The organism is Faecalicatena contorta (assembly GCF_001404335.1).
Taxonomy (GTDB): Bacteria; Bacillota; Clostridia; order Lachnospirales; family Lachnospiraceae; genus Faecalicatena; species Faecalicatena contortus_B.
This window is the reverse complement of record NZ_CYZU01000014.1, coordinates 60840-86005: the sequence shown is the minus strand read 5'-3', so window position 1 is coordinate 86005 and position 25166 is coordinate 60840. Positions and strand designations below refer to the sequence as shown.

The 25166-nt window shown below is 46.8% G+C and carries 16 protein-coding genes; 1 reads left to right on the top strand and 15 read right to left on the bottom strand.

Features of this window, described 5'->3' with window-relative positions; all coding sequences use genetic code 11:
• Positions 1 to 6: 6 nt before the first annotated feature.
• From ARB69_RS09305 to argS, 15 genes are all read right to left on the bottom strand, one after another.
• Entirely contained in the window at positions 7 to 1155 is a 1149-nt protein-coding gene (locus ARB69_RS09305) for a C40 family peptidase (protein WP_055152780.1), read from the bottom strand.
• A 226-nt stretch (positions 1156 to 1381) separates the two neighbouring features.
• Positions 1382 to 2569, bottom strand: coding sequence for a coiled-coil domain-containing protein (locus tag ARB69_RS09300; protein ID WP_174518404.1), 1188 nt, complete (start codon positions 2567 to 2569; stop codon positions 1382 to 1384).
• Between the two features lie 362 nt (positions 2570 to 2931).
• A complete protein-coding gene (locus ARB69_RS09295) occupies positions 2932 to 7734 on the bottom strand; it encodes an InlB B-repeat-containing protein (protein ID WP_055152778.1) in 4803 nt (1600 codons plus the stop codon).
• On the bottom strand, positions 7735 to 8412 hold the full coding sequence (locus ARB69_RS09290) for a hypothetical protein (protein ID WP_070102388.1): 678 nt from the start codon (positions 8410 to 8412) through the stop codon (positions 7735 to 7737).
• Between the two features lie 87 nt (positions 8413 to 8499).
• Positions 8500 to 8832, bottom strand: a complete 333-nt coding sequence (locus tag ARB69_RS09285) for a hypothetical protein (RefSeq protein WP_050638722.1) — start codon at positions 8830 to 8832, stop codon at positions 8500 to 8502.
• A gap of 75 nt (positions 8833 to 8907) precedes the next feature.
• Positions 8908 to 9381 carry a hypothetical protein gene (locus ARB69_RS09280; RefSeq protein WP_055152776.1) on the bottom strand — a complete coding sequence of 158 codons (474 nt, stop codon included), beginning with the start codon at positions 9379 to 9381 and terminating at the stop codon, positions 8908 to 8910.
• A 25-nt stretch (positions 9382 to 9406) separates the two neighbouring features.
• On the bottom strand, positions 9407 to 9562 hold the full coding sequence (locus tag ARB69_RS27155) for a hypothetical protein (RefSeq protein WP_167702492.1): 156 nt from the start codon (positions 9560 to 9562) through the stop codon (positions 9407 to 9409).
• Positions 9563 to 9734: 172 nt separating this feature from the next.
• Complete coding sequence (locus tag ARB69_RS09275) at positions 9735 to 11237, bottom strand: hypothetical protein (RefSeq protein ID WP_055152775.1); 1503 nt, start codon at positions 11235 to 11237, stop codon at positions 9735 to 9737.
• The gene (locus tag ARB69_RS09270) at positions 11234 to 12307 is read right to left on the bottom strand and encodes an ATPase, T2SS/T4P/T4SS family (RefSeq protein WP_055152773.1); all 1074 of its coding nucleotides are present in this window, start codon (positions 12305 to 12307) and stop codon (positions 11234 to 11236) included. The genes ARB69_RS09275 and ARB69_RS09270 overlap by 4 nt, the downstream gene beginning before the upstream one ends.
• Positions 12308 to 12329: 22 nt before the next feature.
• Positions 12330 to 12497, bottom strand: a complete 168-nt coding sequence (locus ARB69_RS27150; RefSeq protein ID WP_167702491.1) for a hypothetical protein — start codon at positions 12495 to 12497, stop codon at positions 12330 to 12332.
• Positions 12498 to 13821: 1324 nt separating this feature from the next.
• Positions 13822 to 15321, bottom strand: coding sequence for a glutamate synthase subunit beta (locus tag ARB69_RS09265; RefSeq protein WP_055152771.1), 1500 nt, complete (start codon positions 15319 to 15321; stop codon positions 13822 to 13824).
• 12 nt (positions 15322 to 15333) lie between these two features.
• Entirely contained in the window at positions 15334 to 19869 is a 4536-nt protein-coding gene (gene gltB / locus ARB69_RS09260) for a glutamate synthase large subunit (protein WP_055152769.1), read from the bottom strand.
• 318 nt (positions 19870 to 20187) lie between these two features.
• Entirely contained in the window at positions 20188 to 21120 is a 933-nt protein-coding gene (locus ARB69_RS09255; RefSeq protein ID WP_050638728.1) for a CPBP family intramembrane glutamic endopeptidase, read from the bottom strand.
• Positions 21117 to 22286, bottom strand: a complete 1170-nt coding sequence (locus tag ARB69_RS09250) for a serine-tRNA(Ala) deacylase AlaX (RefSeq protein ID WP_050638729.1) — start codon at positions 22284 to 22286, stop codon at positions 21117 to 21119. Before ARB69_RS09250 ends, ARB69_RS09255 begins: the two co-directional genes overlap by 4 nt.
• A 9-nt stretch (positions 22287 to 22295) precedes the next feature.
• Positions 22296 to 24062, bottom strand: coding sequence for an arginine--tRNA ligase (argS, locus tag ARB69_RS09245; RefSeq protein ID WP_050638960.1), 1767 nt, complete (start codon positions 24060 to 24062; stop codon positions 22296 to 22298).
• 164 nt (positions 24063 to 24226) lie between these two features.
• On the opposite strand from argS, the gene ARB69_RS09240 reads away from it, so the two are divergent.
• Complete coding sequence (locus ARB69_RS09240) at positions 24227 to 25141, top strand: deoxyribonuclease IV (protein ID WP_055152767.1); 915 nt, start codon at positions 24227 to 24229, stop codon at positions 25139 to 25141.
• The last annotated feature ends 25 nt before the right edge of the window (positions 25142 to 25166 follow it).

The window sequence follows — 25166 nt, the reverse complement described above, 5'->3', positions numbered from 1 at the left end:
TCTGAATTACCAATATCTTACGTATACGGAAACACGAACCGGGCTTACACATATCGTTGTACCTGGCTGCTGTGCTTCGATCATCTGACCGTTACCTATGTATATTGCCACATGTCCGGGAGTCCATGCGATGTCCCCTGGCTGCGGATCGCTGACTCTTTGACCGCCGTAGAGCTGGTCTGTATCCACACGGCCGATTGAGATACCTGCCTGTGCGTGGCACCACTGTGTGAGTCCTGAACAGTCCAGGCCTACATATGGTGTTGTACCGCCCCATACATACGGAACACCAATCTGTGTCCATGCAGCATTTACAATTGCCTGTGCCGCGGAAGTGTTTCCTGAACCGCCGCCTCCGTTATTGCCCGGATCAGATGGCGTCTGTGGTGTACTCGGGGTATCTGGTGTGCCAGGAGTCTCTGGTGTACCAGGCGTTTCCGGAACGTTTGGTGTAATTCCGCCACCATTGTTTGTTCCGCCGCCATTATTTGCACTCTCATTCCTTGCCGCTTCCTCTGCCAAACGCTGTCTCTCGCGTTCTTCTTCAGCGGCTCTTCTCGCTGCTTCCTGGATCTGTGCGTCAAGATTTTCCACTTCGGCACTCTTGCTTTCAATCGTATTGCTCAGCTCAGTCTGCTGCGCCTCATACTCTGTCTGCATATCTTCCAGCTTATTCATATCTTCTTCCAGCGTAGTTTTCAGTTCTTCTACTTCATTCACCGTTTCCACATACTCATCCAGCATGTTACGGTCATAGGTATGTATCTTCTGAACATATTCTGCCTGGCTTAACATCTCTGCAATGCTTCCGGAACTTAAGATCCGTTCCACTGCCGAGCCATCGCCTTCTTCATACATATACTTAATACGAAGCTTCATATCCTCGTACTGCTGCTTTTCCTTTGCTTGTGCTTCTTCCAGCTGCTTCTCTGCTTTTGTGATCTCCTCACCTTTCGTAATCAACTGATTCTGAAGATCTGTCATCTTAGACATCAATGTTGATAACTGTGACTGAAGACTGTTCACCTCATTCTCCGCAGCTTTTTTCTGTTCTTCCAGACCTGATGTGTTTGGCGCTGCAAACACAGGTACGGCAATCATAGAACATGTCAGTGCCGTTGCAACAAACATATTGCGTACTCTTTTCATTTTCATAAAATAACACCTATCCTTATTTTTTTATCTATGTCCCCACATATATTTTTTACTATACAATATTCATCAGCATTTTTCAACAGGATATTCCGAAAAAAAACGATAATATTGCTGGAAAATAATTGAAAAGGATCCTCAATGCCGTTTACACTGGGGATCCTTTAGTTTTTTTTAATATTGCATTCTGTCTTTTATGAAGTATCATTTCTATTATGTAATATCAATTTTAATAGCGTACGTAAATCATACCACCCTGCACTGGCCCGCTGATCACTCCTATGCCGTAATCAGCTGCATGAATCATCTGGCCGCCGCCTATATAAATACCGCAATGACTGGCATTCACACACACGTCACCCGGCTGCGGATCGCTTACCTGAGGCCATGTAAGGAAATCAAAGGTTGTACCCAGGCGGATATAACTTCCGGTCAGACAGTAGCTGACAAAGCCTGAACAGTCAAAAGATCCCGGTGCACAGGCTCCCCATGCATATTCCGCATTGTTAACCCAGCTATATGCCCGGTCTACAATTGCATTGCCTGTAGAAGGATTGTAGTTCGGTTCCGGGGTACCAATATTGCCGTTATCCGGTGTATTATTCTCTTCTGGTACATTCTGCTCCGGTACATTCTGCGGCGGCTGCTCGTTATTATTTTCTCCGCCTGTACCAGGATCTGTAGTTCCGCCTGTACCAGGATCATTGCTTTGGCCTCCGTTTGTACCTGGCTGTGCAGTATTTTCATTCTTCTTATCAGCAGTTTCTTTCTCTTTCGCAGCTGCCTCCTGCTGTTTCTTCTGTTCTTCCAATGCAGCTCTTGCTGCTTCCTGAATCATGGAATCCAGATTACTAACCTCTGCCTGCTTACTGTTGAGCATGGTTGACAGTTCGGTTGATTGTGATTTATATTGTTTTTCCAGATCCTGAAGGTTTGTCATGTCGTTTTCAAGCGTTGTCTCCAGAGTCTTGATCTCTTCTACTGTATCCGCGTATTCCTGCAGCATATTGCGGTCATAAGTATGAACCTTTTCTATGTACTCTGCTTCACTGAGAAGATCGGCGATACTTCCTGAACTCAATATCCTCTCAAGCGCTGAACCGTCGCCCTCTTCATACATATACTTAATACGAAGTTTCATATCTTCGTACTGCTGCGTTTCCTTTTCCTGCGCCGCTTTAAGATCTTCTTCGGCCTTCGAAATCTCCTGGCCTTTTGCTACTAACTGCCCTTCCAGTTCATTCATCGTTGACATTAATGAATTTAATTGGGACTGCAGGGAACTAACTTCGTTCTGCGCTGCATTTTTCTGATCCTGAAGGCTTGATGTATTCGGTGCCGCTAATACAGGCACAGTTATCATAGAACATGTCAAAGCGGTTGCTGCAAACACGTTGCGTACTCTTTTAAAATTCACAATCAATTCACCCATCCTTATTTTATTTATGATCTATCATGTCCCCGCAAATATGTACTGCAGTATCATTTCCGCCGGCTGCTGCCAAATCGCCCGCAGCCTGTATGTTGCAGAAATCCCTATTGATATGCAGTCCCCGGCCCTTTTCATCAGAACACAGAAACTATATTATATGCAGAGGACTCGTCAAAATTCGTCTTATGCTTACATAGACTAAATTATAAAGGATAACTGAATAAAATGCAATATAATTTTAACATATTTGTAATATTTTAGAAATTCGTCATTATTGTTCGCGCCCTTGGGGTGTGGGTAGTAACAATTCGCCGTTACCATCTGGTCTGCAGCCAGTAAAGAAGCGCTTACAAGACTCTCAAATGGCTGAATTCTTCATGGAACCTCAGAAGCGATGTCCGCTCCTGGCTGTTTCCTATCCCATGCTCTTCCACATAACTCTTTATATTTTTTACATCTGTATTTTTAAAAGTCCATACCTCTCTTGCTGGTTTTTCTTCATCCCATGCACCAGACAGCAATGCTCTGAATTCCGGAATCCTATACCACTTGGAATTTAAGTAAAGGCCGCCGTTTTGCAGTTCTCCTGAAGCGGTTTCTGACTCCGGTTTCCCTGTTTCTTTTCCTGTATTTTCATTCTGTGCATTCAGATTCTTTTCGTAATATTCTCTGTTGATAAACCGCACGTATTTTAAAGGCTCCGGCGACGTTATTTCCCCGTCTTTTACAATATGTACCGTACATTGCCTGAAAGTCTCTTTGCCTTCCCCGCCCGGTCCCATACTGTCTTTGGCCGAAAAAGTAATTACGATATAACCCGAATCTTCAAATCTTGTAAATTCTTCCGGATGAAAATCTTCCAGTTTTACTGCCTGTTCCATTCTGCCGGGATATCGCTCATCCTCTTCCTTATCCTTCACCGTTAGGGCCCCAGATTCTATAGCGCCTCGCAGCAACACTTCTTCGGTTATTCTGCCTTCCTTTGCCTCTTCCAGTGTAAAATACCTATCCTCGGCCTCTATCACAGGAAATTCATTATACTTTACCTTAACCGGCCATTCTCTTACTGTCTCATTGCCAGCACTGTCTTTCACACTGTAAATAATCTGGTGTTCCACAGGTGAATCTTTGTCATCCAGCTCTAAAAACCAAGTATCCAGCTTTTTATCCTCTGGCATGCCGTCCTTCCACCGTACTTCATACGCCTCCTGTTTCTGTCCATCCCGAAGCCTTCCTTTTTGATATTTGATTCCGAGTATGCGGATGTCTTTTGTTATGTCTCCATCCTCTTGATCCTGTGCCTTTATGTTTGCCAGGAGCATGTCCCTGGTAACCTCGGTGCCTTCGAAGAATTCCTGTATTCCTTCTGCAGTGATTTCGGGAAATTTATCCCAGAGTGCATATAAGCGCACCTGCTGAAGAGTCTTTTCTCCTGACAAAGGAGTCTTCGCCTGCGCCTCAGCAATATCCATCAGTTCTTCAAATTTTACCCTGTTCTCTTTTTGGTCAGGATATTTTACTGCCTGAACGGGAGCCCCCGCAGAAACATCCCAGCCTGCAAATTTGTATCCCTTTCTGATATAATCCGTATATCCTTTATTTTTATGTATAAGGTAGCCGCCATTCTTCATGCACTCCTGCAGGGTTATTTCTTCTGACTTTTCCTTTTGGACATCGCTTCCGTTTCCATCATAGCTCACCTGGATTTTGGTTCCCCAGACAGCATACAGTGTGATATTTCGATTAATAGATGCGCTTAAGACATCTCCTGGCTTATAGGCAGGTTTTTCCGCTGCAGCATTCTCGGACCAGCCCAGAAATTTTATTCTCCCTTCAGATGGAACCTCTCCTGCTATTCCTGCATTTTCATACCAGTATTTCGGAGTGCTTTTCGGGACATTCGCCACCTCTCCATCATAATTTTTATGATATTGAATCGTATACTTCGTGCTCAGCACAATATCTGCCGCCTCCGTGTTTGCACCGGATGCCTGCATGTCTCCCGGACGAAGACAGTATCCGCCTTTTGGGGTTAATGAGTACCTGGCATACTGCAAACTGCCCTTTTTAGTGCCATATGCAACTTCCGCCGCCTTTCTGCCATTGCTATAGCCTGACGGTGTCAGAACCGCAGCAGGCGAAGATTTTAGGGCTGATGTTACTGTAATATACTTATTTGTCTGTAGATATACATCATTCCCCGCATCTACTGCACCGTTTCCGCCCATTTGGAAGACAGCGCCGTTATGGTATATACCATTTCCGTTTTTCGCCTTGTTCTTTGCAATGGTACCCCCGGTCAGCCTGAGCGTCCCCCCAGACAGACAAATCCCGCCTCCACTTCCGGAAACCGAATTGCCCGTGATGCTGCCTCCTGTCAATGCCAGCGTACCGCTGTTTGCTATTCCGCCCCCGTTTACGGCCGAGTTATCGTGAACATTCCCCCCGCTGATGCTTAAGGTTCCGCTGTTGGCTATTCCGCCTCCACTGCCTGCATTCGAATTTGAAAAGATTTCACCTCCGCTTAACTTCATGCTGCCCTTATTTGCAATTCCCGCGTTTTGGTTTTCATATATTTTTCCATTTTGAACCGCTGCTTCCCCTCCATGGACTGCCACCCCGATGCCTTTATTGTTTCGGATAACGGCTGCGCCTGATATACTCAAAGATTTTCCTTTGGCAGAAATCCCATGGCGGGTATTACTGTAGATGCTGCCTCCCTTGATATTAATAGTTCCATTGCCGTCTATATTACCCACGCCATCTACATTGTCATGGATCGTTCCTCCGGTCAACGTAAAGATACACGCGCCGTCTCCCACATGCACGCCGCACTCACCATTATTGTACAGATTACCGCCGGACATATTGATCACCTTCTGTGAACGGATACCATCATAAGAATTGCCGTAAATGCTGCCGCCATATAGATTGACCGTGTTGCAGGTTGCAATTCCATGCGCTTTATTATTATAAATGTAAACTCCGTCATAAACGTTTGTAATTCCCATGTCGTTCCATACACCATTGCCTGCAGAGTTCGTAAATCTGGAGCCGTTCTTCAGGTTGATCGTTGCACCGTATGCTGCTATTACACCCGATGAGCCTTTTCCATTCGCATCAAATGTTATTGTATACCCGCCATTGCCGCTGAAATTCCAGGTAGGACTTCCCCTCCAGCCCTCTTCTGTAGAGATTATGCCGGCAGGTATCAGCGTACTTTCATTGAACGTTACTTTAACGTTTCTTTCCTCCGGGAATATCGAAAAGGATTTTCTGGTCGTTATATGTGTTGCCGAACAGTTTTTTATTACGTACATAGATCCTCCGTCCGGCATGGCATCAAATGCCTCATTAAATGTTTTGTAGTAATTGCTGCCGACCCTTGCAGCAGCATCTGTCTTCAATGGAGTAGCAGTTGTTCCGGGTACGGCCCCGCCTTTTGCTGTAATTCTCACCTGAAAGGCTTCCATGCGTTTTCCAAGATTCACTGTACCGGCTGCCTGCCCATTCTTTGCCCAGTCCAGCCATCCATATGATTCGCAGTATGTACGGTAATAAATATCATAGGAGCCTGCGCTGGCCCCGGTCAGCAAAACCCTGACTGCTTCCACTCTCAGCGACTGTCCTGTAGTGCCTGCTGTACCGCTGCCGTTTACCCAGCTCATCCATCCGTTGTTTTGTACATGAACCTGATATTTGACACCAAGATTCGTGTCACCGGACATTTTTATCTGCAAAGCCTCCAGCCGCTTATTTTCTCCGATCGTGCCTGCAGTGGCGCTGCCTGCACTCCAGCTTTTCCATCCATCGTTCTGGCAGTACGCCCTATAACTGACGCTCGCTGCGGCACGGGCTGCCATGACATTTGCAGTCTCTTTTGGCTTTATAATGACCCTGGCATAGGGCAGGGCCTGGAGCCCGTCTTCCTCCCCCTTAAGCAGTTCTTCACTCCATTCATACCCTTCCTGGGGAACCGCCGTATATGTATACTGTTCATATTCCGTATGTTCAATATCTTCTGCGCATTCCCATGTAACATTGACTGTCTTTTCCGACGGCTCTGTTTCCTTCGGATCTTTATCCTCGGACGCGGCATCCTTAAGAATCTCTTCCTGACCAGTATCTTTCTTGTCCTTTTCTATCTTATCAGTATCTTTCTTATCAGTATCTTCCTGATCAGTTTCTTTCTCATTTATGTCCGATTCCTCTTCCAGCAAAACTTCCAAATTTTGGGGCAGCAATTTTATGACATCAGCACGCTCCTGATCCGATATCGTAACGGTCAGATACGGCTCCTTTTTCTTTACATCATAATCCTGGATACCGCAGATTATCTGTACCTTTGGAGCTATTTCCGGCTTCGTACTGTAAATCTCATCCAGCCGGTTAAGTGCGGCCTCATATGCTTCCGTTGCTTCCGGCTCATTTTCTGACTGCATCTTTTCCAACACATCAGCAAATCCGATGATATCTACATGAGTCTGTGTCTGGAGATACTCAGTGTATTCTTGAAAGTCATGATATTCTGCAGATTCTTCCCCGTTGGCAGCAGCCTTTTCTTCCATGCCTTCACGAAATATACGGAAAGCCTCTTGTTCTATCTCCTCCCTCCACTGAATATCCTCTATATCCTCCTGTCCCGGATCTGTATCTTTATTTTTCATCAACAGCTCCCGCAGAAAGTGAATATGCCCTGTCTTCCCGGATGCTGCTTCCGTCATTTCATCCGATGACTGCATACTCTCGGAAAAAGATGTATCCTCCGCAATGGCCGTGAGCAGCAGATATTTATATACGATAGTGAATTCTAAATGCTCCCTGACAGTTATTCTGTTTAAAAATAATTCCCGCTCCTTTTCGTCTGCTTTTTCCAGTACTTTTAAAGGTTCTTCCATAAGGAGCAGCCCTTGTAATGTTTCCTCAAACCATGAAGCAGTATCCTGCAGCGGCTGCTGTTCATTTGATTCATCAGATTCTTCTGGTACAGTTTGACTTTCTTCGCCGGCCCCCACGATTTTATCTGGTATTTCCGTCTCCTCTGTGCCCATTCTTACCGGCTCTTCCTGTGCACGCAGGGATATGGGGGCACAGAGAGACAAAATTACTGCCGCAGTAACCAGTATTGTTATGCGTCTCTTCTTTTTCATCTACAAAACTTCCTCCTGCTCATAAACAGCCTGAAATTCCATATCATCTCCTACACATAATGTGTTTATATTTTCATTGCCGTACAGGATCCCGATCCCGTTTACCGGTTTTGTCATTTTCCATCCGCGGAAAATATATCCTTTCTTCTCCAATCCGCTTTCCGGCAGCATTGCCGCACTAAGCCTGTCACCAAAGTGTACGCTGATCTTCTTCAAAACATAGCTGCTTTCCGTATCCTTCTCCTTGGCAGGCTTCTCTGCGAAGAATGAAATATAACAGGGTGTTTCTTTCTCTTCTTCGAGCTCTTCCAATATCACTGTCTTGCGGCAGGATACCTCACCATATCCGATTATCTGCCTGAATCTGGCCTTGGCTCTGACATCCAGCAGGCCTTTTTCGACATCCACATTTAATATCTCTACCGTAAACTCAGAATTACTCGTTGTTTTCATAAGAAAACCCTGAATAAAATCTGCAGTAAATTCGTCCGAACCGGACTCCTTCTCAATATGATATACAGGATTTACTGTCAGTATCTTCATTGATTGTTCCATGGCTTCGCTAAGACTGCTGTCCAGTTCATTTTTTCTGGTAGTTCTGTTCTCTGCAGTCTGAATGGCTGCTAAAGAAATTACCAGTATTACAATCATAAAAAAGCCTATTACGGCATTCTTCATACCTTCCCCTTTCTTTTTTATTAACCCCCAGCCGGCAGACATTACGGGGTGCTTTTTCACAAAGCATCCGCTGGCTTTTCCCCTCTTTCATCTTGCATATCCTACTATTTGATGCTCTAAAAACAAGTTCAGCACAGGAAGAGTATAGTCATAAGTCAGCGTCACTTTTGCAAATTTCCCGCTGTCTACGCTTGTCATCGGTTCGACTAATAAATCCGTATATCCGTTTTCCAGTGCTTTTTGCCTGCAGCTCCGTATTACAGGGTCTGTAAAGTCCCCTGCTTCGACCTCTGCCACTACCGCAGAATGGTAATTCTGCGCACTCTGGGTGTTCAGGGATGCCATGATATAGGCTGCGCTAAGCACGGCCATGAATGCGATCATAATCATCCCCATCATTGTCTCCACCGCACCTTTCATCCTCTGTCCTCTTTTCTTTTGGGACTTCTTTTCCGTCCCTTTTATTTCTGTCCATATACCTTACACAAGATCTCTTTAGTCAACCAGGACAGAATATTTCTTTTCTTTTGCCCTGATACTTCCCTGAAAGGATTCTTCTGCACGATATGTGATCTGATATTCCCCGCTTATAGAAGGGACAAACCTGCGGGGATCTGTCTCCCCTGTAATATCCTGCTGCCCGGGAGCTGTCAATTTGACAATCGTAACAGGCACCTCCTCCCCTTCCGGATTAACCGCCCTGATCTCAAACAGGCCGCTGTCCAGCAGATTATATTCCCTGCCTTTTTGCAGCTTTCTTACCGAGACAGAGAGCTCCGGGGCTTTGCGCGAAAATACAGTCTGTGCCATGGCAAATGAGTTCTCGTTTCCCACAGCTGCCTCCGGCCTTGCCTTAGAAATCATTCCAAGAAAGCCATGATTCCCCCTTCCGAACAGGAACAGAACCAGCATTCCCAAAACAACCGCCAGAATAATCACTTTTCCATATTCTCCGATCACAGCTTTCACCCGCAGACACCTCCTTCAAATACTCTTACCCCCGCATCGGCCCAAGTCCTTCCAGAAATCCGGCAAACAGATATGAAATCTGTCCATCCGCTCCGAGCAGATCTGCCATTGTTCCCAGTAGTATCAGGCTCAAAATACAAGCGGTAATAATACCTCCATACTCTTCCAGAAATTCTTTCATATTTCATCACTCCCATATCCATAAGGAATACCGCATGGCTTCTATCCCCCAGTCTCACAGATCATTCTCAAAATATCCCACAATCCGGACATCACTGCGTAACCCATAACTGAGATTGCAATGATGCCTCCATACTCTTCCAGAAATTCTTTCATAACTCAATCCCCTCCTCTCAGCCGGCATGATTCACCGCTGATAAAATGTAAACTACAACCAGCGCAAGATCGGCCAGCATTTTTAATACACCTGTTATCATTGGCAGCAGGATCAGAAAACTGATTCCTGCAATATAATCCTCTGTCCTGAGCCGCTCCGCTTTATCTGTCATTACAGCTCCTCTTTCAGCCAGAGGGCCTATCTGACCGCCGATATCCGAGGCGCCGAATTCTGCCATTGAATACAAAACCTTCATTGCTGAAGTCACATCGGGAAGCGGCACCTGCTTCATAAACGAAAGATAGGGGCGTACTGAATCCGGCTTTTCTTCAATCCCCGCGAGAAGAATATTCAGTTCTTCTCTTAGTATTGCCGGGGCATGAGGAATCGATTTTGATAAGGAAACATGTACATTATCGGTCTGCAGATGGAGTGACATACTCATCAGCCATTCTGGAAATGACTTTTCCACCTCTCTTGCCACATGTTTCAATGATATTCTGTATCTGCGGTCAGGCTGACCCGCCATAAGCGCTGCCATAATCACAGACAGCACCGCCGCCGGCAGGCCAACGTACAATGCCATAAGGACACTCACCGGAATCAGCAGGATGGCAATGCACCACGCCTTACGCTTTGCCTTTTTTCTGTTGCTGTGCATAACATATTCATATTGCCGTTTTACCGTCTCCTCCCCCTGGCCCTCTTCTCCACGGATCAGGCTTTTTGACAGCTTCCTCTGCGCAATATACCAGATCAGCATATTCAGCAGCACCGTTACCGTTGTCACGGTCTGGGAGACGACATTTTCTGTAATACCAAACTCTTTGGGAAGCATCAGTACGGTCATGCCGCAGATCAGAAAGGAGAGTCCGATGCCAATCGTAATTTTAACCTTCACATTTTTCTTTTCTCTCTGCAGTTCATACACTCTGTCCATCCAGAGTTTCCTGTCATTCAGCAGGATATCTGCAGCGGCAGTAAAATCCCCGCCCACAGCCTCCGCCTCAATCAGAAAATCATGAACTTTATACAACCTTCTGCATCCGTATTCTTTTTCAATCATTGCAAATGCTTCCCGGTAAAGATTTTCTCCCGCGCTTTCATTTTGTATATAGCGTATAGCGCTATGTACTGCATCATACATACGGCTCTCCCCCTCCTCAAACAAAACGAGTGTATCCTCAAGCGCCGTCAGTATCTTGGACCTTCTTTTAAAGGAATACAGCATCTGTTCAATATAGGAGGTAACATCCTCAAAAAGCCGGGCTTCATATAAGTTGCGGTATGTCATGGCAAATATCCCCGGCACAAAACAGGCAGATGCCGCGGCAATGATTATAAAACTGGGCAGTTTCAGCCTGAAAGCAAACGCTAATACCGCCACACATCCATACAGCCCTAAAAAGTACCCCACATATCTGCGGGCCGAAAACTGATACCCGAATCTGCGCACCGTTCTCTTTAAATACCCGGGATTCAGGTAACAGATTCCCTCTCCTCTCTCTTTCTTCTTCATCCTCTCCTCCGCATATTAACCGGCATACTTCCCATATCAGAAAATGGAGCCGTAATATCTTCCAGCTTAAACTTTTTCATTACGTTTTCCGGTATTTCTCTGGATATAAACTTCCCGTCCTCCGCAATCAGGCATTTTACATTCTGCTCACCTATACGGTCAAAAAGACATATCTGGTCGATAAACCTGACAACTTTCTGTCTTTCTGTCACTTTTTTTCTAAGAAGCACACCTACATTCAGAAAACTGTAGATGTCGTTCTCCAACCTTGTTGCAGCATAGGCATCCTGCATCATATTCTGGATTCTGTCCGGGATCTTTCTCGTGTCGTCCGTATGCAGAGTCGTCAGTCCATGAAGTCCTGTAGAAAAACACTCCAGCAGATATTTCACCTCCACCGAACGTGCCTCTGAAAGCAGAACCCACTGGGGATTCTGCCTCAGGGCAGTCTTGATTGCTTTCGTGTACGGGAAAAATTCCTCATCCACCTTTAGTTCCACGCAATTAGAACCCGGATTAATCTCCTTGTAATGTATCTCCAGGTTGTCCTCTATGGTCATCACCTTTTCTTCTTTTGGAATATATTGCGTCAGAAACTTTAAAAGCTCCGTTTTACCTGCCCCCGGACGTCCGCAGAATACCATGTTCATGCGGGCCCGGATGCAGTTAATAAGAAAGATCAAAAGCTCTCCCGAACAGTACTGCTCCTTTAACATATTCTCGACAGACATCCGCATCACCGCAGGCGTCTTTCTGATAGATATTGCATAGCCTGTGTTCGTAGCACTGGAGTGAATAATCGAAATGCGAAGGATATCTGTCTCCGCTTCAAGAACATTATTATACTTATTAATCTGGCTGCTAACCACATTAGACACTCTGATGCTGAACTGGCTCACAAATTCCGCCGGCAGCTGTACCGGAACTTTATAAATCCCCCGCTTTAAATGCTCCACCCACACATCCGTCCCATTAAAATTAATGTCCGTGATATCCGGATCTATTACATAGGGAAGCAGCGGCCCAAAACTTTCTGCTTTTAAATTCCAAGCCTCCCTGGAAACCTTCACAGGCAGCTCTCCTTTCCCTCAATCACCCTACGACAGATGCCGTAGTGCCAAGTGCAGTCGTCAGCTTTTCCACTGCAGCGGTAATTCCCAGCTTAATACTGTTGCCAAGGGGCGTCGCAGCCACAACAATAATCATAATCACAATTGCCGCCACGACAATCACACCATATTCTTCCATAAATGTTTTCATTCAAAATCCTCCATTTCTATCCGCGCAAGGTAATTATACAGAGTACGACTACATCTTAGATTGATGCGCAGATTGACCTCATGTCAGTGGGGATACCGATTTCTCACCGCCCGCCACTGCCGCTCATCTTGTTTTAAGTGATTCCTCTCTCCACCTTCCAAGGCGGGAGACTTCTCACTCATTTAGTTAAACATGTTACTGCAGACTATTCATGCAAATTCAGACAATCAAAAAACATCACCACACTTTCATTTAAATTCCGCAGTCTCTGCACTAAAATCCACACAAAAACCACAGTACTATGCTCAAAACCGTCCCTGACGGCCCAAAGCCACTATCAGCCTAAAAAGGAATAAAGTCGGGAGAATTCCCGAAAAAAATACTGCGACAGAACAAAAAATGCCCTGAAAGAATAAACATAACAAACAAAATTCAACTACACCCTGGGATAAAATCACGAAAAAGAACTTATCCGAATCAGTGCCCAACACACCGAAAAGAAAATAACCGATTAAATCAATAATTTATAGAACTAAATTATATGATGTATAATATCATGTTCCATATATTATGTCAATACTAAATCCAGTAAAATTAAAAAATAATATACTAAAATGATCCGTCTCTCAAGCGCCCAAATCTCCCCGCTAAATAAAGATAAACATGCGAATAATACATAGCATACTATTTAATCTCGCTAAAAAATATCAGACCCTTTGTACAGCCCCAAACCCTAAATTCAAAAAAAGGAAAAACAAAAGATTCTCAGATTCCCTGACCAAAAAGAAAAACTCCAGATACCTACCAAGATATGATCTACATTTAGATTACTCTCCTCCCCCACAAATGTCAAGACCAAATCCCCTCAAAATCAAAATCTAAAAGTCTAAAAACTAAACAAAAAGAAAAAGATGCAACATAATCTCCACACAACTCACCCATTCCCTCAATACGACATCCCATCCGCTGCCGCCAATATGAATCCCCGCAGGGGATGTTCCTCTCATTCCCGCCCGGAAGCGCTTAGCGAAGTCCGAGGGGAAGCTTGCTTCAGCCGGGGCTGTGCATACTGGTTCTCTATCCTGTCCGTTCGCGAAGAAGCTGTAGACGAAAAAACAGGGAAAATGGAGGGTGCTTGCCGCAGTTGGCGGGAATGCTAATGCATTCCCGCCGCCGGCGGCAACAGAATTTGCTTCGGAAGCAAATTCTGCCCTCCATTTTCCCTGTTTTTTCGTTGACAGCTTCTAATGCTTACTCTATGGATAGAGAACCAGTATGCACAGCCCCGGCTGAAGCAAGCTTCCCCTCGGACTTCGCGTCCCTCCTACTGCACCGACAAATTCGTATACCCCATCAAACTCAAATCCACCTCCTGTGCCACTTCGCGTCCCTCACGGATAGCCCATACAACCAGCGACTGCCCTCTGTGCATATCTCCCGTTGCAAATACATTTTTTGCCGCCGTCTCATACCCGTCTGGAGCTGTTTTCACATTGTGCCTTTCATCCACTTCAACGCCAAAAGCTTTTGTCACATAGCTTTCACTTCCGATAAATCCCGCCGCGATCAGCACCAGATCCACATCCACGCTGTATTCGCTCCCGGGTATTTCCGCCATCATCATTCTGCCGGTTTTTTCATCCATCTTGGCCTGCAGCTTCACAAGCGAAGCCTTGCACACCGCCCCCTTTTTATCCTTAATGAACTCTTTCACCGTAGTTGTATACACCCTGGGATCTGCTCCGAACACGGCGGCGGCTTCCTCCTGGCCATAATCCGTCTTGCAGACTTTCGGCCATTCCGGCCATGGGTTGTTATCCGCTCTTTGATCCGGCGCCTTTGGCATCATTTCCAGCTGAAGTACGGACGTTGCCCCGTGCCTGACAGCAGTTCCAACGCAGTCATTTCCCGTATCTCCGCCTCCGATTACCAGAACCTTTTTCCCTTTTGCCGAGATATACGCGCCATCCTTCAGTGTCATCTGATTTGCCCAGAGGGCCTTTGTTGTAGATTTCAAAAAGTCTACCGCAAAGTATATTCCCTCCGCATCACGCCCCGGCACCTTGATATTCCTCGGTTCCGAAGCCCCGCAGGCCAGGATCACTCTATCGTACTCTTTTAAAATGTCTGCTGCTTTCACTGTTTTTCCCACATTGCAGCCTGTTTTAAACTGAATGCCCTCTTCTTCCATGATTGCAAGCTTCCGGTCAATAATCTGCTTTTCCAGCTTCATATTGGGAATTCCATAACGAAGCAGGCCTCCGATCCGGTCCTCCCGCTCAAATACGGTCACCAAATGCCCACGTCGGTTCAGCTGGTCGGCAGCAGCCAGGCCCGCGGGCCCTGAACCAATGACTGCTACCTTCTTTCCCGTTCTTACCTTAGGGGGGCAGGCACGGGCATATCCCTGTTCATAAGCATTTTCAATGATACTGTATTCATTTGCTTTCGTTGCAACAGGCTTTTCATGGAGCCCGCATGTGCAGGCTTCCTCACACAGTGCCGGGCAGACACGAGCTGTAAATTCCGGAAAATTATTTGTTTTAATAAGACGCGCGTAGGCCTCCTCCCAATTTCCGTTATAAATCAAGTCATTCCACTCCGGCACCAGATTATGCAGAGGACACCCGCTCGCCATCCCGTTCAACATTTGCCCCGACTGGCAGAAGGGCACCCCGCAGGCCATACACCTGGCCCCCTGCAGCTCCTGTTCTTCTTTAGATAGAGGCGCATGGAACTCACGGAAATGCCTGATTCTTTCCTTCGGCGTCTCTGCCGTCTTGTCCTGTCTTTCATAATCCATAAATCCTGTTGGTTTCCCCACTGTTAACGCCTCCTATCTTCCCTTTTTGATTTTGTTAAATGCTTCCATCTTTGCCTGTTCACTGCTTAAGCCCTTTTCTTCCATCTGCAGAATTGCCGACATCATGCGCTCATAATCTTCCGGTATGATCTTTTTGAATTTGGGCAGATATTCTTTAAAATGATCCAGTATCTCTTTACCGATCACGGAGTTTGTGTATGCAACGTGCTCCTGAATCATATTTTTCAGTTCCTGGACATCGTACTTATCCGTCAGCCTCTCAATATTTACCATATCTTTATTTACTTTACGGTATAGATCGTTTTTCATATCCAGTACATAGGCTATACCACCGCTCATTCCGGCTGCGAAATTTTTCCCTGTCTGTCCCAGAATCACAACACGGCCACCGGTCATATACTCGCATCCGTGATCTCCTACCCCTTCAACTACCGCGCGTACTCCAGAATTGCGCACGCAGAATCTTTCACCCGCCACGCCGTTAATATAAGCGTTTCCGCTCGTTGCTCCATAAAGTGCTACATTGCCGATAATAATATTCTCACTGGCTTTGAACCTGGTTCCTTTAGGCGGGCACACAACCAGCTTTCCTCCCGACAGCCCTTTTCCAAAATAGTCGTTGCTGTCCCCTGTCAGTTCCAGAGTCAGTCCCTTTGGAATAAACGCACCGAAACTCTGCCCGCCGGCGCCTTTGCATTTTACGACAAAACTGTCCTCTGGCAGGCCTTCGGGGTAACGCTTTGTAATCTCAGAACCAAACATGGTGCCAAATGTACGGTCCGTGTTAGAGACATCTACCTCTATGCTTCTCTTCTGCCCTTTTTCCAGAGCCGGAAGCAGTTGTTTCAAAAGAATTTTCTCATCCAGCGTTTTTTTCAGCCCAAAATCATATACTTTCTTTGGATTGAAAATTCTCCCCTTCCGCTCTCCTGAATAGGGATTGTAAAGTATGCTGTCCAGGTTCAGAACGGATGCCCGTTCTGACGCCGGAATTTCCTTCCTCTTCAAGAGATCCGTCCGGCCCACAAGCTCATCGACAGTGCGTACTCCCAGCTTCGCCATATATTCCCGCAGTTCTTCTGCGATAAATCTCATAAAATTCACCACATATTCCGGTTTACCCAAAAACCGTTTTCTGAGCTCCGGATTCTGCGTTGCCACCCCCACCGGACAGGTATCCAGATTGCACACCCGCATCATGACACATCCCATGGTCACCAGAGGCGCGGTTGCAAATCCGTACTCTTCCGCACCCAGAAGCGCCGCAATTGCCACATCCCTGCCGCTCATCAATTTCCCGTCGGTCTCAATCCGCACCCGGTCCCGCAGCCCGTTTTGGATCAGTGTCTGGTGTGTCTCCGCCAGGCCCAGTTCCCAGGGCAGGCCTGCGTTCTGAATAGAACTTCTGGGGGCAGCTCCCGTACCGCCGTCATAACCGGAGATCAGGATCACTTCCGCCCCTGCTTTTGCAACGCCTGCAGCTACGGTTCCAACCCCTGCCTCAGACACCAGCTTGACGGATATCCGTGCTTCTTTGTTTGCATTTTTACAGTCGTAGATCAGCTGCGCCAGATCCTCAATGGAATAAATATCATGGTGCGGAGGCGGTGAGATCAGGCTGACTCCTGGTGTGGAATGACGCGTCTTTGCAATCCAGGGATATACCTTTTCTCCGGGAAGATGCCCTCCTTCCCCTGGCTTGGCGCCCTGCGCCATCTTGATCTGGATCTCCCGGGCGCTGACCAGGTAACGCGATGTCACGCCGAATCTTCCGGAAGCCACCTGTTTGATAGCAGAACAGCGGTCCGTGTCCAGACGTTCAATATCTTCGCCGCCTTCCCCGCTGTTTGACTTACCCTGCAGCTGATTCATAGCTGCGGCAAGAGTCTCGTGCGCCTCTTTGGAAATGGATCCGTAGGACATGGCGCCAGTCTTGAACCTCGTCACAATAGACTCTACGCTTTCCACCTGATCCAGGGGAATGCCTTTCGCGGGATAGTTGAAATCAAGCTGGCCTCTCAGGTTGATCTTTTCTCCTTCCTCGTCCACCAACTTCGTGTACTGTTTAAACAAACCGTAATCACCGCTCCTCGATGACTGCTGCAGCATATGGATGGTCCGCGGATTATAGAGATGCTCTTCTCCCCCGCTTTTGGATTTATGTTTTCCAATACTGTTCAGCGTCATATCTACATCCAGTCCGAGCGGATCAAATGCCTCAGAATGAAATGCCGTATAATCCCCTGCTATCTCTTCGATACCGATCCCGCCGATCCGGCTGACCGTATCTGTAAAATACCGGCTGATAAACGTTTCCTTCAGACCTAACGCCTCAAATATTTTTGCCCCCTGATAAGATTGGATCGTAGATATCCCCATCTTGGAAGCGATCTTGATTATGCCATGAATCACCGCATCGTTATAATCATCCACAGCGGCATAGTAATCCTTGTGAAGCATGTTCGTATCAATCAGCTGGCGAATGGACTCGTGAGCCAGATATGGATTGATCGCACAGGCGCCGTAACCCAGCAGTGTTGCAAAATGATGTACCTCCCTCGGCTCCCCAGATTCCAGTATCATTGCCACAGATGTCCTCTTCTTTGTGCGCACCAGATGCTGCTGCAGGCCCGATACGGCCAGAAGCGACGGGATGGCCACATGGTATTCATCCACGCCCCGGTCCGACAGGATCAGAATGTTTGCCCCCTCCCTGATTGCCCGGTCAACTTCAATAAAAAGATAATCCATGGCTTTTTCCAGGCTTGTATTCTTATAATATATAATGGGTATTTCAGCCACACAGAAGCCATCCACCTTCATATTTTTGATTTTCAGGATATCCGTGTTTGTCAGGATCGGATTATTTACCTGGAGCATTTTGCAGTTTTCCTCCCGCTTCTCCAGAAGATTCCCGTCTTTCCCGATGTATATGGTCGTAGAAGTAACTACCTCCTCCCGGATCGCATCGATTGGAGGATTGGTTACCTGGGCAAACAGTTGTTTAAAGTAACCGAACAATGGCTGGTTTTTATGGGACAGGACAGACAACGGAGTATCAATCCCCATTGCCGCAATCCCTTCGGCTCCTGTCCGGGCCATATTCAATATAGACGTTTTTACATCTTCGTAGGCATAGCCGAATGCTTTCTGCAGCTTTGTACATTCTTCCCTTGTATACTTTGGCACATTCTGATTCGGAATCTTCAGATCTTTCAGCTGAATCAGATTGCTGTCCAGCCATTCTCCATATGGGTACTCATTTGCATATTTTTCCTTCAGGGCCTCATCGTCAATCACTTCTCCCTTTATGGTGTCAACAAGCAGCATTTTCCCCGGATGCAGGCGCTCCTTTAAGATAATCTTCGCAGGATCAATCTCCAATACTCCCACTTCGGATGAAAGAATCAGGTTATCATCCTCTGTGATATAGTATCTGGAAGGGCGCAGGCCATTGCGGTCCAGAACCGCTCCCATACAGTCTCCGTCCGAGAACAGAATGGAGGCCGGCCCGTCCCAGGGCTCCATCATGGTTGAATAGTACTGGTAAAAATCCTTTTTATTCTGGGACATGCTGCGGTTATTTGCCCATGGCTCCGGTATGGCAATCATAACTGCCAGCGGAAGCTCCATGCCGCTCATCACCATAAACTCCAGCGCGTTGTCCAGCATCGCGGAATCGGAACCGGAAGTATTGATTGCAGGCAGTACCTTGTGCAGTTCACCTTTCAGATAACCGGATTCCATTGTCTCCTCTCTGGCCCCCATTTTATCCGCGTTGCCGCGTATTGTGTTAATTTCGCCGTTGTGCACCATAAAGCGGTTCGGATGCGCCCGCTCCCAGCTCGGATTCGTATTCGTGCTGAATCGGGAATGCACCATTGCGATTGCGGATTCATAATCCTCATCCTGCAGATCTTCAAAAAACATCCTGAGCTGCCCGACCAGAAACATCCCTTTGTAGACAATTGTTCTGCTGGAAAGTGAAGCCACATATGTATCGTCGCTGCTCTGTTCAAAGATCCGGCGCACCACATAGAGCCGTCTGTCAAAGGGAAGTCCCTGTTCTATTTTCTTCGGCCTGCCGATAAATGCCTGCATAATACACGGCATACAGTCGACCGCCTTTTTACCCAGAATGTCAGGTTTTACAGGCACTTCTCTCCACCCCAGAAACTGCAGTCCCTCCTTCGCAGTGATTACCTCAAATATCTTCTTCGCCTGATTTCTTTTGAGTTCGTCCTGGGGAAGAAAGAACATCCCCACCCCATAATCCCTATTTTGGGGCAAAGAAAAACCGAGGGGTTTACAAACCTTAGAGAAAAATCTGTGTGAAATCTGAAGTAAGATTCCTACACCATCTCCTGTTTGACCCTCGGCGTCCTTGCCTGCTCTATGTTCAAGATTTTCTACAATTTTCAAGGCATTCACCACTGTCTCATGGCTTTTAATGCCCTTAATATTCACAACCGCCCCGATCCCGCAGTTGTCATGTTCAAAACCGGATCGGTACAGTCCGGCCTGCCGGCCCGTATTTAGTTCACCCATAATCCCTTTCCTTTCTCCATAATAGTAATGTTGACTTTTTATTTTTTCCTACTATACTACAGTTTTTTTTATTTGTAAATAAAAACTTTATTTTGAATTGTCTATTAATTTGTCAATATAAATTATTCTACCTATTTTTCCAGATATTTCTTCCTATTTTCATATTTATACCTCAACTTCTCACAATTTTAAGGCATTTTCCTCCTCTGTGCCAATTGAAAAGCCGGGTACATACACCTCTTCAGTGTCCTGTAACCGGCTTATGTTCAAATTGGTTACTATTCACGGCCCCGTGAATAGTAACTCAATTTGTTCTATTTACCGAAACATATCCGGTGTAATCTTATTTTCCGCAGGAGGCGGAGTCACATCCGGTTTTTCATCGATTTTCTGAATAAGTACGAACATAATGGAACCTGCAAAAGCGCAGACTACTGCCGCGATTCCCATTCTGGAAACTTTTGCGGCAAGCCAGTCGAATCCCCCGATCTCGGTGACAATCAATGAGGTAATATTCGCCACCACATGCAGCACAGCAGGAGCCTTGAAAGAACCGTATTTCTCATAAACGTAAGAAAGCAGCAGTCCCAAAATAAAGCTGTACAAAAACTGCACTATATTCCCATGGATCAGCCCGAATAAAAGAGAGGAACAAACCGCGGCCTTCATAAAGCTGCCGCGCTCCCTGTATCTTTTAAACAGAACTCCCCGAAACATGAGTTCCTCGGTCAGTGGTATTACGAGCCCGAGGCAGAAGATCTGAACCGGCACGCTGGCCGAATAGAACACTTCCGAAGTCTCCTGATACTGTTGGCTTGTCATTGCCAGGCTGCTCATGATTGTCAGACAGTTCGCCCCGATACATACTGCCACGCCAAGCCCGATGATTTCGCCGTATTTCCAGATATTTGCCTTCTTATTCTGCGGAATATTCAGCAGCTTCTCCCTTTTTCTGTCCATTAAAAACAGCGACAGTGTCAGCGGAATCGTAAAAAGGGCCGCGAACCCAAGGATCTCAACCTGATACTTCTGCACGATCTCCATGACCTTGCCTGCATTCTGCCACGCCAGATTCATAATCTCATCCTGCGTCATATTATCGGAAAATGCACTGTAATCTATAATTTCTCCGAGATGTGGAATGATTGCGAACATTTCCACTATAAATCTTGCAACGAACTGGATGACCCAATACAAAAGAAGTGGACCAAACAGCCGCCAGAACTGCTTTGATTCCGGATTCTTATTCATTCTTTTGTTATCCTCGCTTTCTCCTCTATCCACACCCTCACTTCTTCTTCTTTCCCTTTTAGAGATCCCTGTACCATCTCCGGCTTACCGCCTCCGCGTCCGCCGAACGCTTCGTTCAGCCCTTTTGCAAGGGGACGGATATCCGTATTTGTACTGCCGATCACATAGCGGTATGCCCCGTCTTCCGTCTTCAGAAATACTGCGCAGCACTCTGCTCCGCGCGCCAGAACCAGATTCATCAGGATTCTGGGGCCGTCCCCTTCCAGCCCTTCTTCAAACAGGCATACGAAGGCTTCCTCCCCGGATATCCCGCCGGCCCTGTACTCCAGCAACTTTTTCTGTTCTTCCAAAAGCCTTGCCTTCAGACGGCCGCACTCTTCCTTCAGATGCTCCGCCGCCTGGCTGATTTTATCCTCTTTTGCAGACAAGAGAGCAGAAATATTCTTCACGTGCTGTTCCTTAGCGTCATAGTCAGCCAGGGCACGGAACCCGCACAGCATCGTGACCCGCACGCCGCCTTTATACCGCTGGACATTTGTCAGCTTAATCAGGCCGATCTCGCCTGTTCTTTTTACATGCGGAGCACAGCAGGCACAGACATCATAACCAGGGATCGTCACAATCCTGACCGCCCCCTCTATCTCGATCTTACTTCGGTACTCCAACGAAGCCAGTTCCTCCTTGGATGGCCAGGACACCTGCACCTCCAGGTTTTTCACGGCTGCTTCATTGGCCTGCCACTCAATCTCCCGCAGCTGCTCTTTTGTGATCTCCCCGTCAAAATCCATGGTGCAGTCTTCACTGCCCAGGTGGAATCCCACATTATTGTATCCGAATCCGGCATGCACAAGTCCCGATACAATATGCTCTCCGGTATGCTGCTGCATCTTCAAAAAGCGCATATCCCAGTCTATTTTCCCCGTCACCTTGAGACCTTCCTCTAAAGGCGCCTCCATGACATGGTAGATAATGCCGTCTCTTTCCCGTACATCCGTCACCCTGATATCTTCAAGCCAGCCCGTATCCGCATACTGTCCGCCGCCCTCTGGAAAAAAGGCAGTCCTGTCAAGGACCACCTCGTAATATTCCCCTTTTGGCCGGCACATTTCTACATTTGCGGTAAACACCTTTTTATGACTGTCTTCATAAAATAACTTTTCTGTCATATTCTGTATTTACATCCTTTCCGGCGCTTCAAAGCCGAGCAAATCAATACAAGTCTCCAAAATCTCTTTCACCAGCTTTAGAAGAGCAATATATCCTGCTTTGCGTTCCTCATCCTCTTCTGTGAGAATCTTCGTCTCATGGTAGAATTTATTAAATGCGTTGGCCAGGTCGTAAATGTATGCACAGATCTTGTGCGGTGCACTCTCCTCGAAGGCCGCGTCAATCACGTCATTGAACTTGACCGCCTCCAGCATCAGCGCCTTCTCAAACTCGCTCTGTGCGTCCCTTACCGCCAGGCCCTCCCGGGCTCCCTTTCCTTCCTGATACTTATTCAAAATGGACTTAATCCGTACAATCGTGTACAGGATATAAGGCCCCGTATTCCCTTCAAAGGAGGTAAATCTGTCTACATCAAAAACATAATCCTTGGATGCCTGATTGGACAGATCACCGTACTTGATTGCCGCAAGTCCCACAATCTTCGCTGTATTCTGCGCTTCCTCCTCACTCACGGTACGATTGTCCATAATTTTGCCATACATCGTTTCATTGATCTCACGGATCAGATTCTCCAGGCGCATGACTCCGCCTTCTCTTGTCTTAAACGGCTTGCCGTCCTTCCCATTCATCGTACCGAATCCCAGGAATTTCATTTCCACTTCCGGGCGCACAATTCCCGTTTTCTTTGCACAGCGGAATACCTGTACAAAATGCAGTTCCTGACGCTTGTCCACCACATAAATTAATTTGTCCGGCTGGTAAAGTGCTTCCCGTTCCACCAGCGTTGCCAGGTCTGTCGTATCATATAAGGCCGCGCCGTCTGACTTCAGGATCATACACGGAGGCACTTCTTTTTTATCCGCTTCCTCCTGCACATCGACTACAAGCGCGCCCTGGTCGTAATGGGCATAACCTTCGTCTTTCAGCCGCTGCACCATGTCGGGAATATACTTCTGCGCATCCGCCTCGCCCTTCCAAAGGTCGAACTCCACATTCAGACTCTCATAATTCTTCTTAAGATCCGCCACGGATACATTCATGATATGGTTCCAGATGGCCCGATAGCCACGGTGCCCATTCTGCAGAAGAAATGTAGCCTGCAGCGCCTTGTCACGGTATTCCTCATGTTCTTTGGCATATGCGCTGGCAGTTGGATAAATCTCCTCCAGCTCGCTGATCGTAAAAGGAGCTTCTTTTGGAAATTCTCCCTCATACGCTTCGTCAAAATATGCCAGATCAGGCTTTCTCTTCTCCAGCTCTGTAATAATCAGCCCCATCTGATATCCCCAGTCTCCCAGATGAATATCTCCGATTACCTTGTGTCCTTTAAACCTCGCAGTTCGCTTAACGCTCTCGCCGATAATTGCAGATCTGAGGTGGCCTACATGAAGCGGCTTTGCCACATTGGGGCCGCCGTAATCTACCATAATCATCTTCGGCTGTGCGGCTTTCTCCACGCCAAGGCCCTCCGCAGCCGCCATCTTATTCAGATAGGCTGCCACGTACGCAGGACTCATCTTCAGATTAATAAACCCTGGCCTGACCGCTTCTGCCGTCTCAAAGCAGGAACACTCTCCGAGCTTCCCCAGAACATCCTCCGCAATGACAAATGGCGCCTTTTTATAGGTCTTTGCAGCCGCCATCGCACCGTTGCACTGGTATTCGCATAAATCCGGCCTGTTGGACAAAGTCACTTTCGCAAAAGCCTCATCGTATCCCGCTTCCCGAAAGGCTTTCTGCATCTCTATGGTAATCAGTTCCAATAATGTCTTCAATTTTATTCCACACTCCGTTCTAATTTTCTTCCATTTTGCTATTTTATCACGTATAATCAGGGAGGGCAAGTGTTATGAGGGAACTCTCCCCGTATTTTGGGGCATTTAAGTATGTTTCCCAAACCCCAAACCCGAAATACTGTTTTGAAAGGCAGGAATAAAGTATGATTATAGGATCACACGTAGGAATGAGCGGAAAGGAAATGCTTCTTGGCTCCGCCAGGGAAGCTGTTTCATACGGAGCAGACACGTTTATGTTTTACACCGGGGCTCCGCAGAACACACGCCGCAAAGATATCAGCGAGCTGAATATCGAACCCGCATGGGAATATATGAAGGAACACGGAATCGACGAGATTATTGTACACGCCCCTTACATCATCAACCTGGGGAATGCAGTAAAGCCGGAAACTTTTGAGCTGGCAGTGGAATTTCTGGATAAAGAACTGCAGCGTACGATTGCCTGCAGAAGCCATCTGCTGATTCTCCATCCGGGCGCACATGTCGGCGCCGGCGTCGAGACCGGTACCCAGCAGATTATCCATGGACTGAACGAGGTTCTGACAAAGGATACGGACTGCTGCATCGCACTGGAAACAATGGCTGGAAAAGGCTCAGAAATTGGCCGGACTTTTGACGAACTGGCCCGTATATACGACGGCGTTAAGTATAACGATAAATTGCGGGTATGCTTTGACACCTGTCATACCAGCGACAGCGGATATGATATAATCGGCCATTTTGATGACGTGATCGATAAGTTTGATCAAATCCTTGGAAAAGACCAGATTGCAGTATTCCACGTTAATGACAGCAAAAACATACCCGGAGCTGCCAAGGACAGGCACGCAAATATCGGTTTCGGAGAGATCGGCTTTGATGCTCTGAACTATATTGTCCACCACAAGGATTTTGAAAATGTACCGAAAATTCTGGAGACACCTTATGTCCCCTCCCCAACATACGAGAAAAAATCCTATGCACCATATAAATATGAAATCGAAATGCTCAGGAACGGGAAATTTGCCCCTGCTCTCATGGATAGAATTATCAGGGAGAATGAAAAGACCGGGGACTAGTACATCTCAGCATAACAGCAAGTTA

What these genes read in the sequence shown, in the direction of transcription:
- ARB69_RS09240 (WP_055152767.1), top strand. Translation starts at nt 24,227, where the DNA reads ATGATTATAGGATCACACGTAGGAATGAGCGGAAAGGAAATGCTTCTT.
- ARB69_RS09305 (WP_055152780.1), bottom strand. Translation starts at nt 1,155, where the DNA reads ATGAAAATGAAAAGAGTACGCAATATGTTTGTTGCAACGGCACTGACA.
- ARB69_RS09295 (WP_055152778.1), bottom strand. Translation starts at nt 7,734, where the DNA reads ATGAAAAAGAAGAGACGCATAACAATACTGGTTACTGCGGCAGTAATT.
- ARB69_RS09255 (WP_050638728.1), bottom strand. Translation starts at nt 21,120, where the DNA reads ATGAATAAGAATCCGGAATCAAAGCAGTTCTGGCGGCTGTTTGGTCCA.
- ARB69_RS27150 (WP_167702491.1), bottom strand. Translation starts at nt 12,497, where the DNA reads ATGAAAACATTTATGGAAGAATATGGTGTGATTGTCGTGGCGGCAATT.
- ARB69_RS09285 (WP_050638722.1), bottom strand. Translation starts at nt 8,832, where the DNA reads ATGAAAGGTGCGGTGGAGACAATGATGGGGATGATTATGATCGCATTC.
- gltB (WP_055152769.1), bottom strand. Translation starts at nt 19,869, where the DNA reads ATGGGTGAACTAAATACGGGCCGGCAGGCCGGACTGTACCGATCCGGT.
- ARB69_RS09290 (WP_070102388.1), bottom strand. Translation starts at nt 8,412, where the DNA reads ATGAAGAATGCCGTAATAGGCTTTTTTATGATTGTAATACTGGTAATT.
- ARB69_RS27155 (WP_167702492.1), bottom strand. Translation starts at nt 9,562, where the DNA reads ATGAAAGAATTTCTGGAAGAGTATGGAGGTATTATTACCGCTTGTATT.
- ARB69_RS09250 (WP_050638729.1), bottom strand. Translation starts at nt 22,286, where the DNA reads ATGACAGAAAAGTTATTTTATGAAGACAGTCATAAAAAGGTGTTTACC.
- ARB69_RS09275 (WP_055152775.1), bottom strand. Translation starts at nt 11,237, where the DNA reads ATGAAGAAGAAAGAGAGAGGAGAGGGAATCTGTTACCTGAATCCCGGG.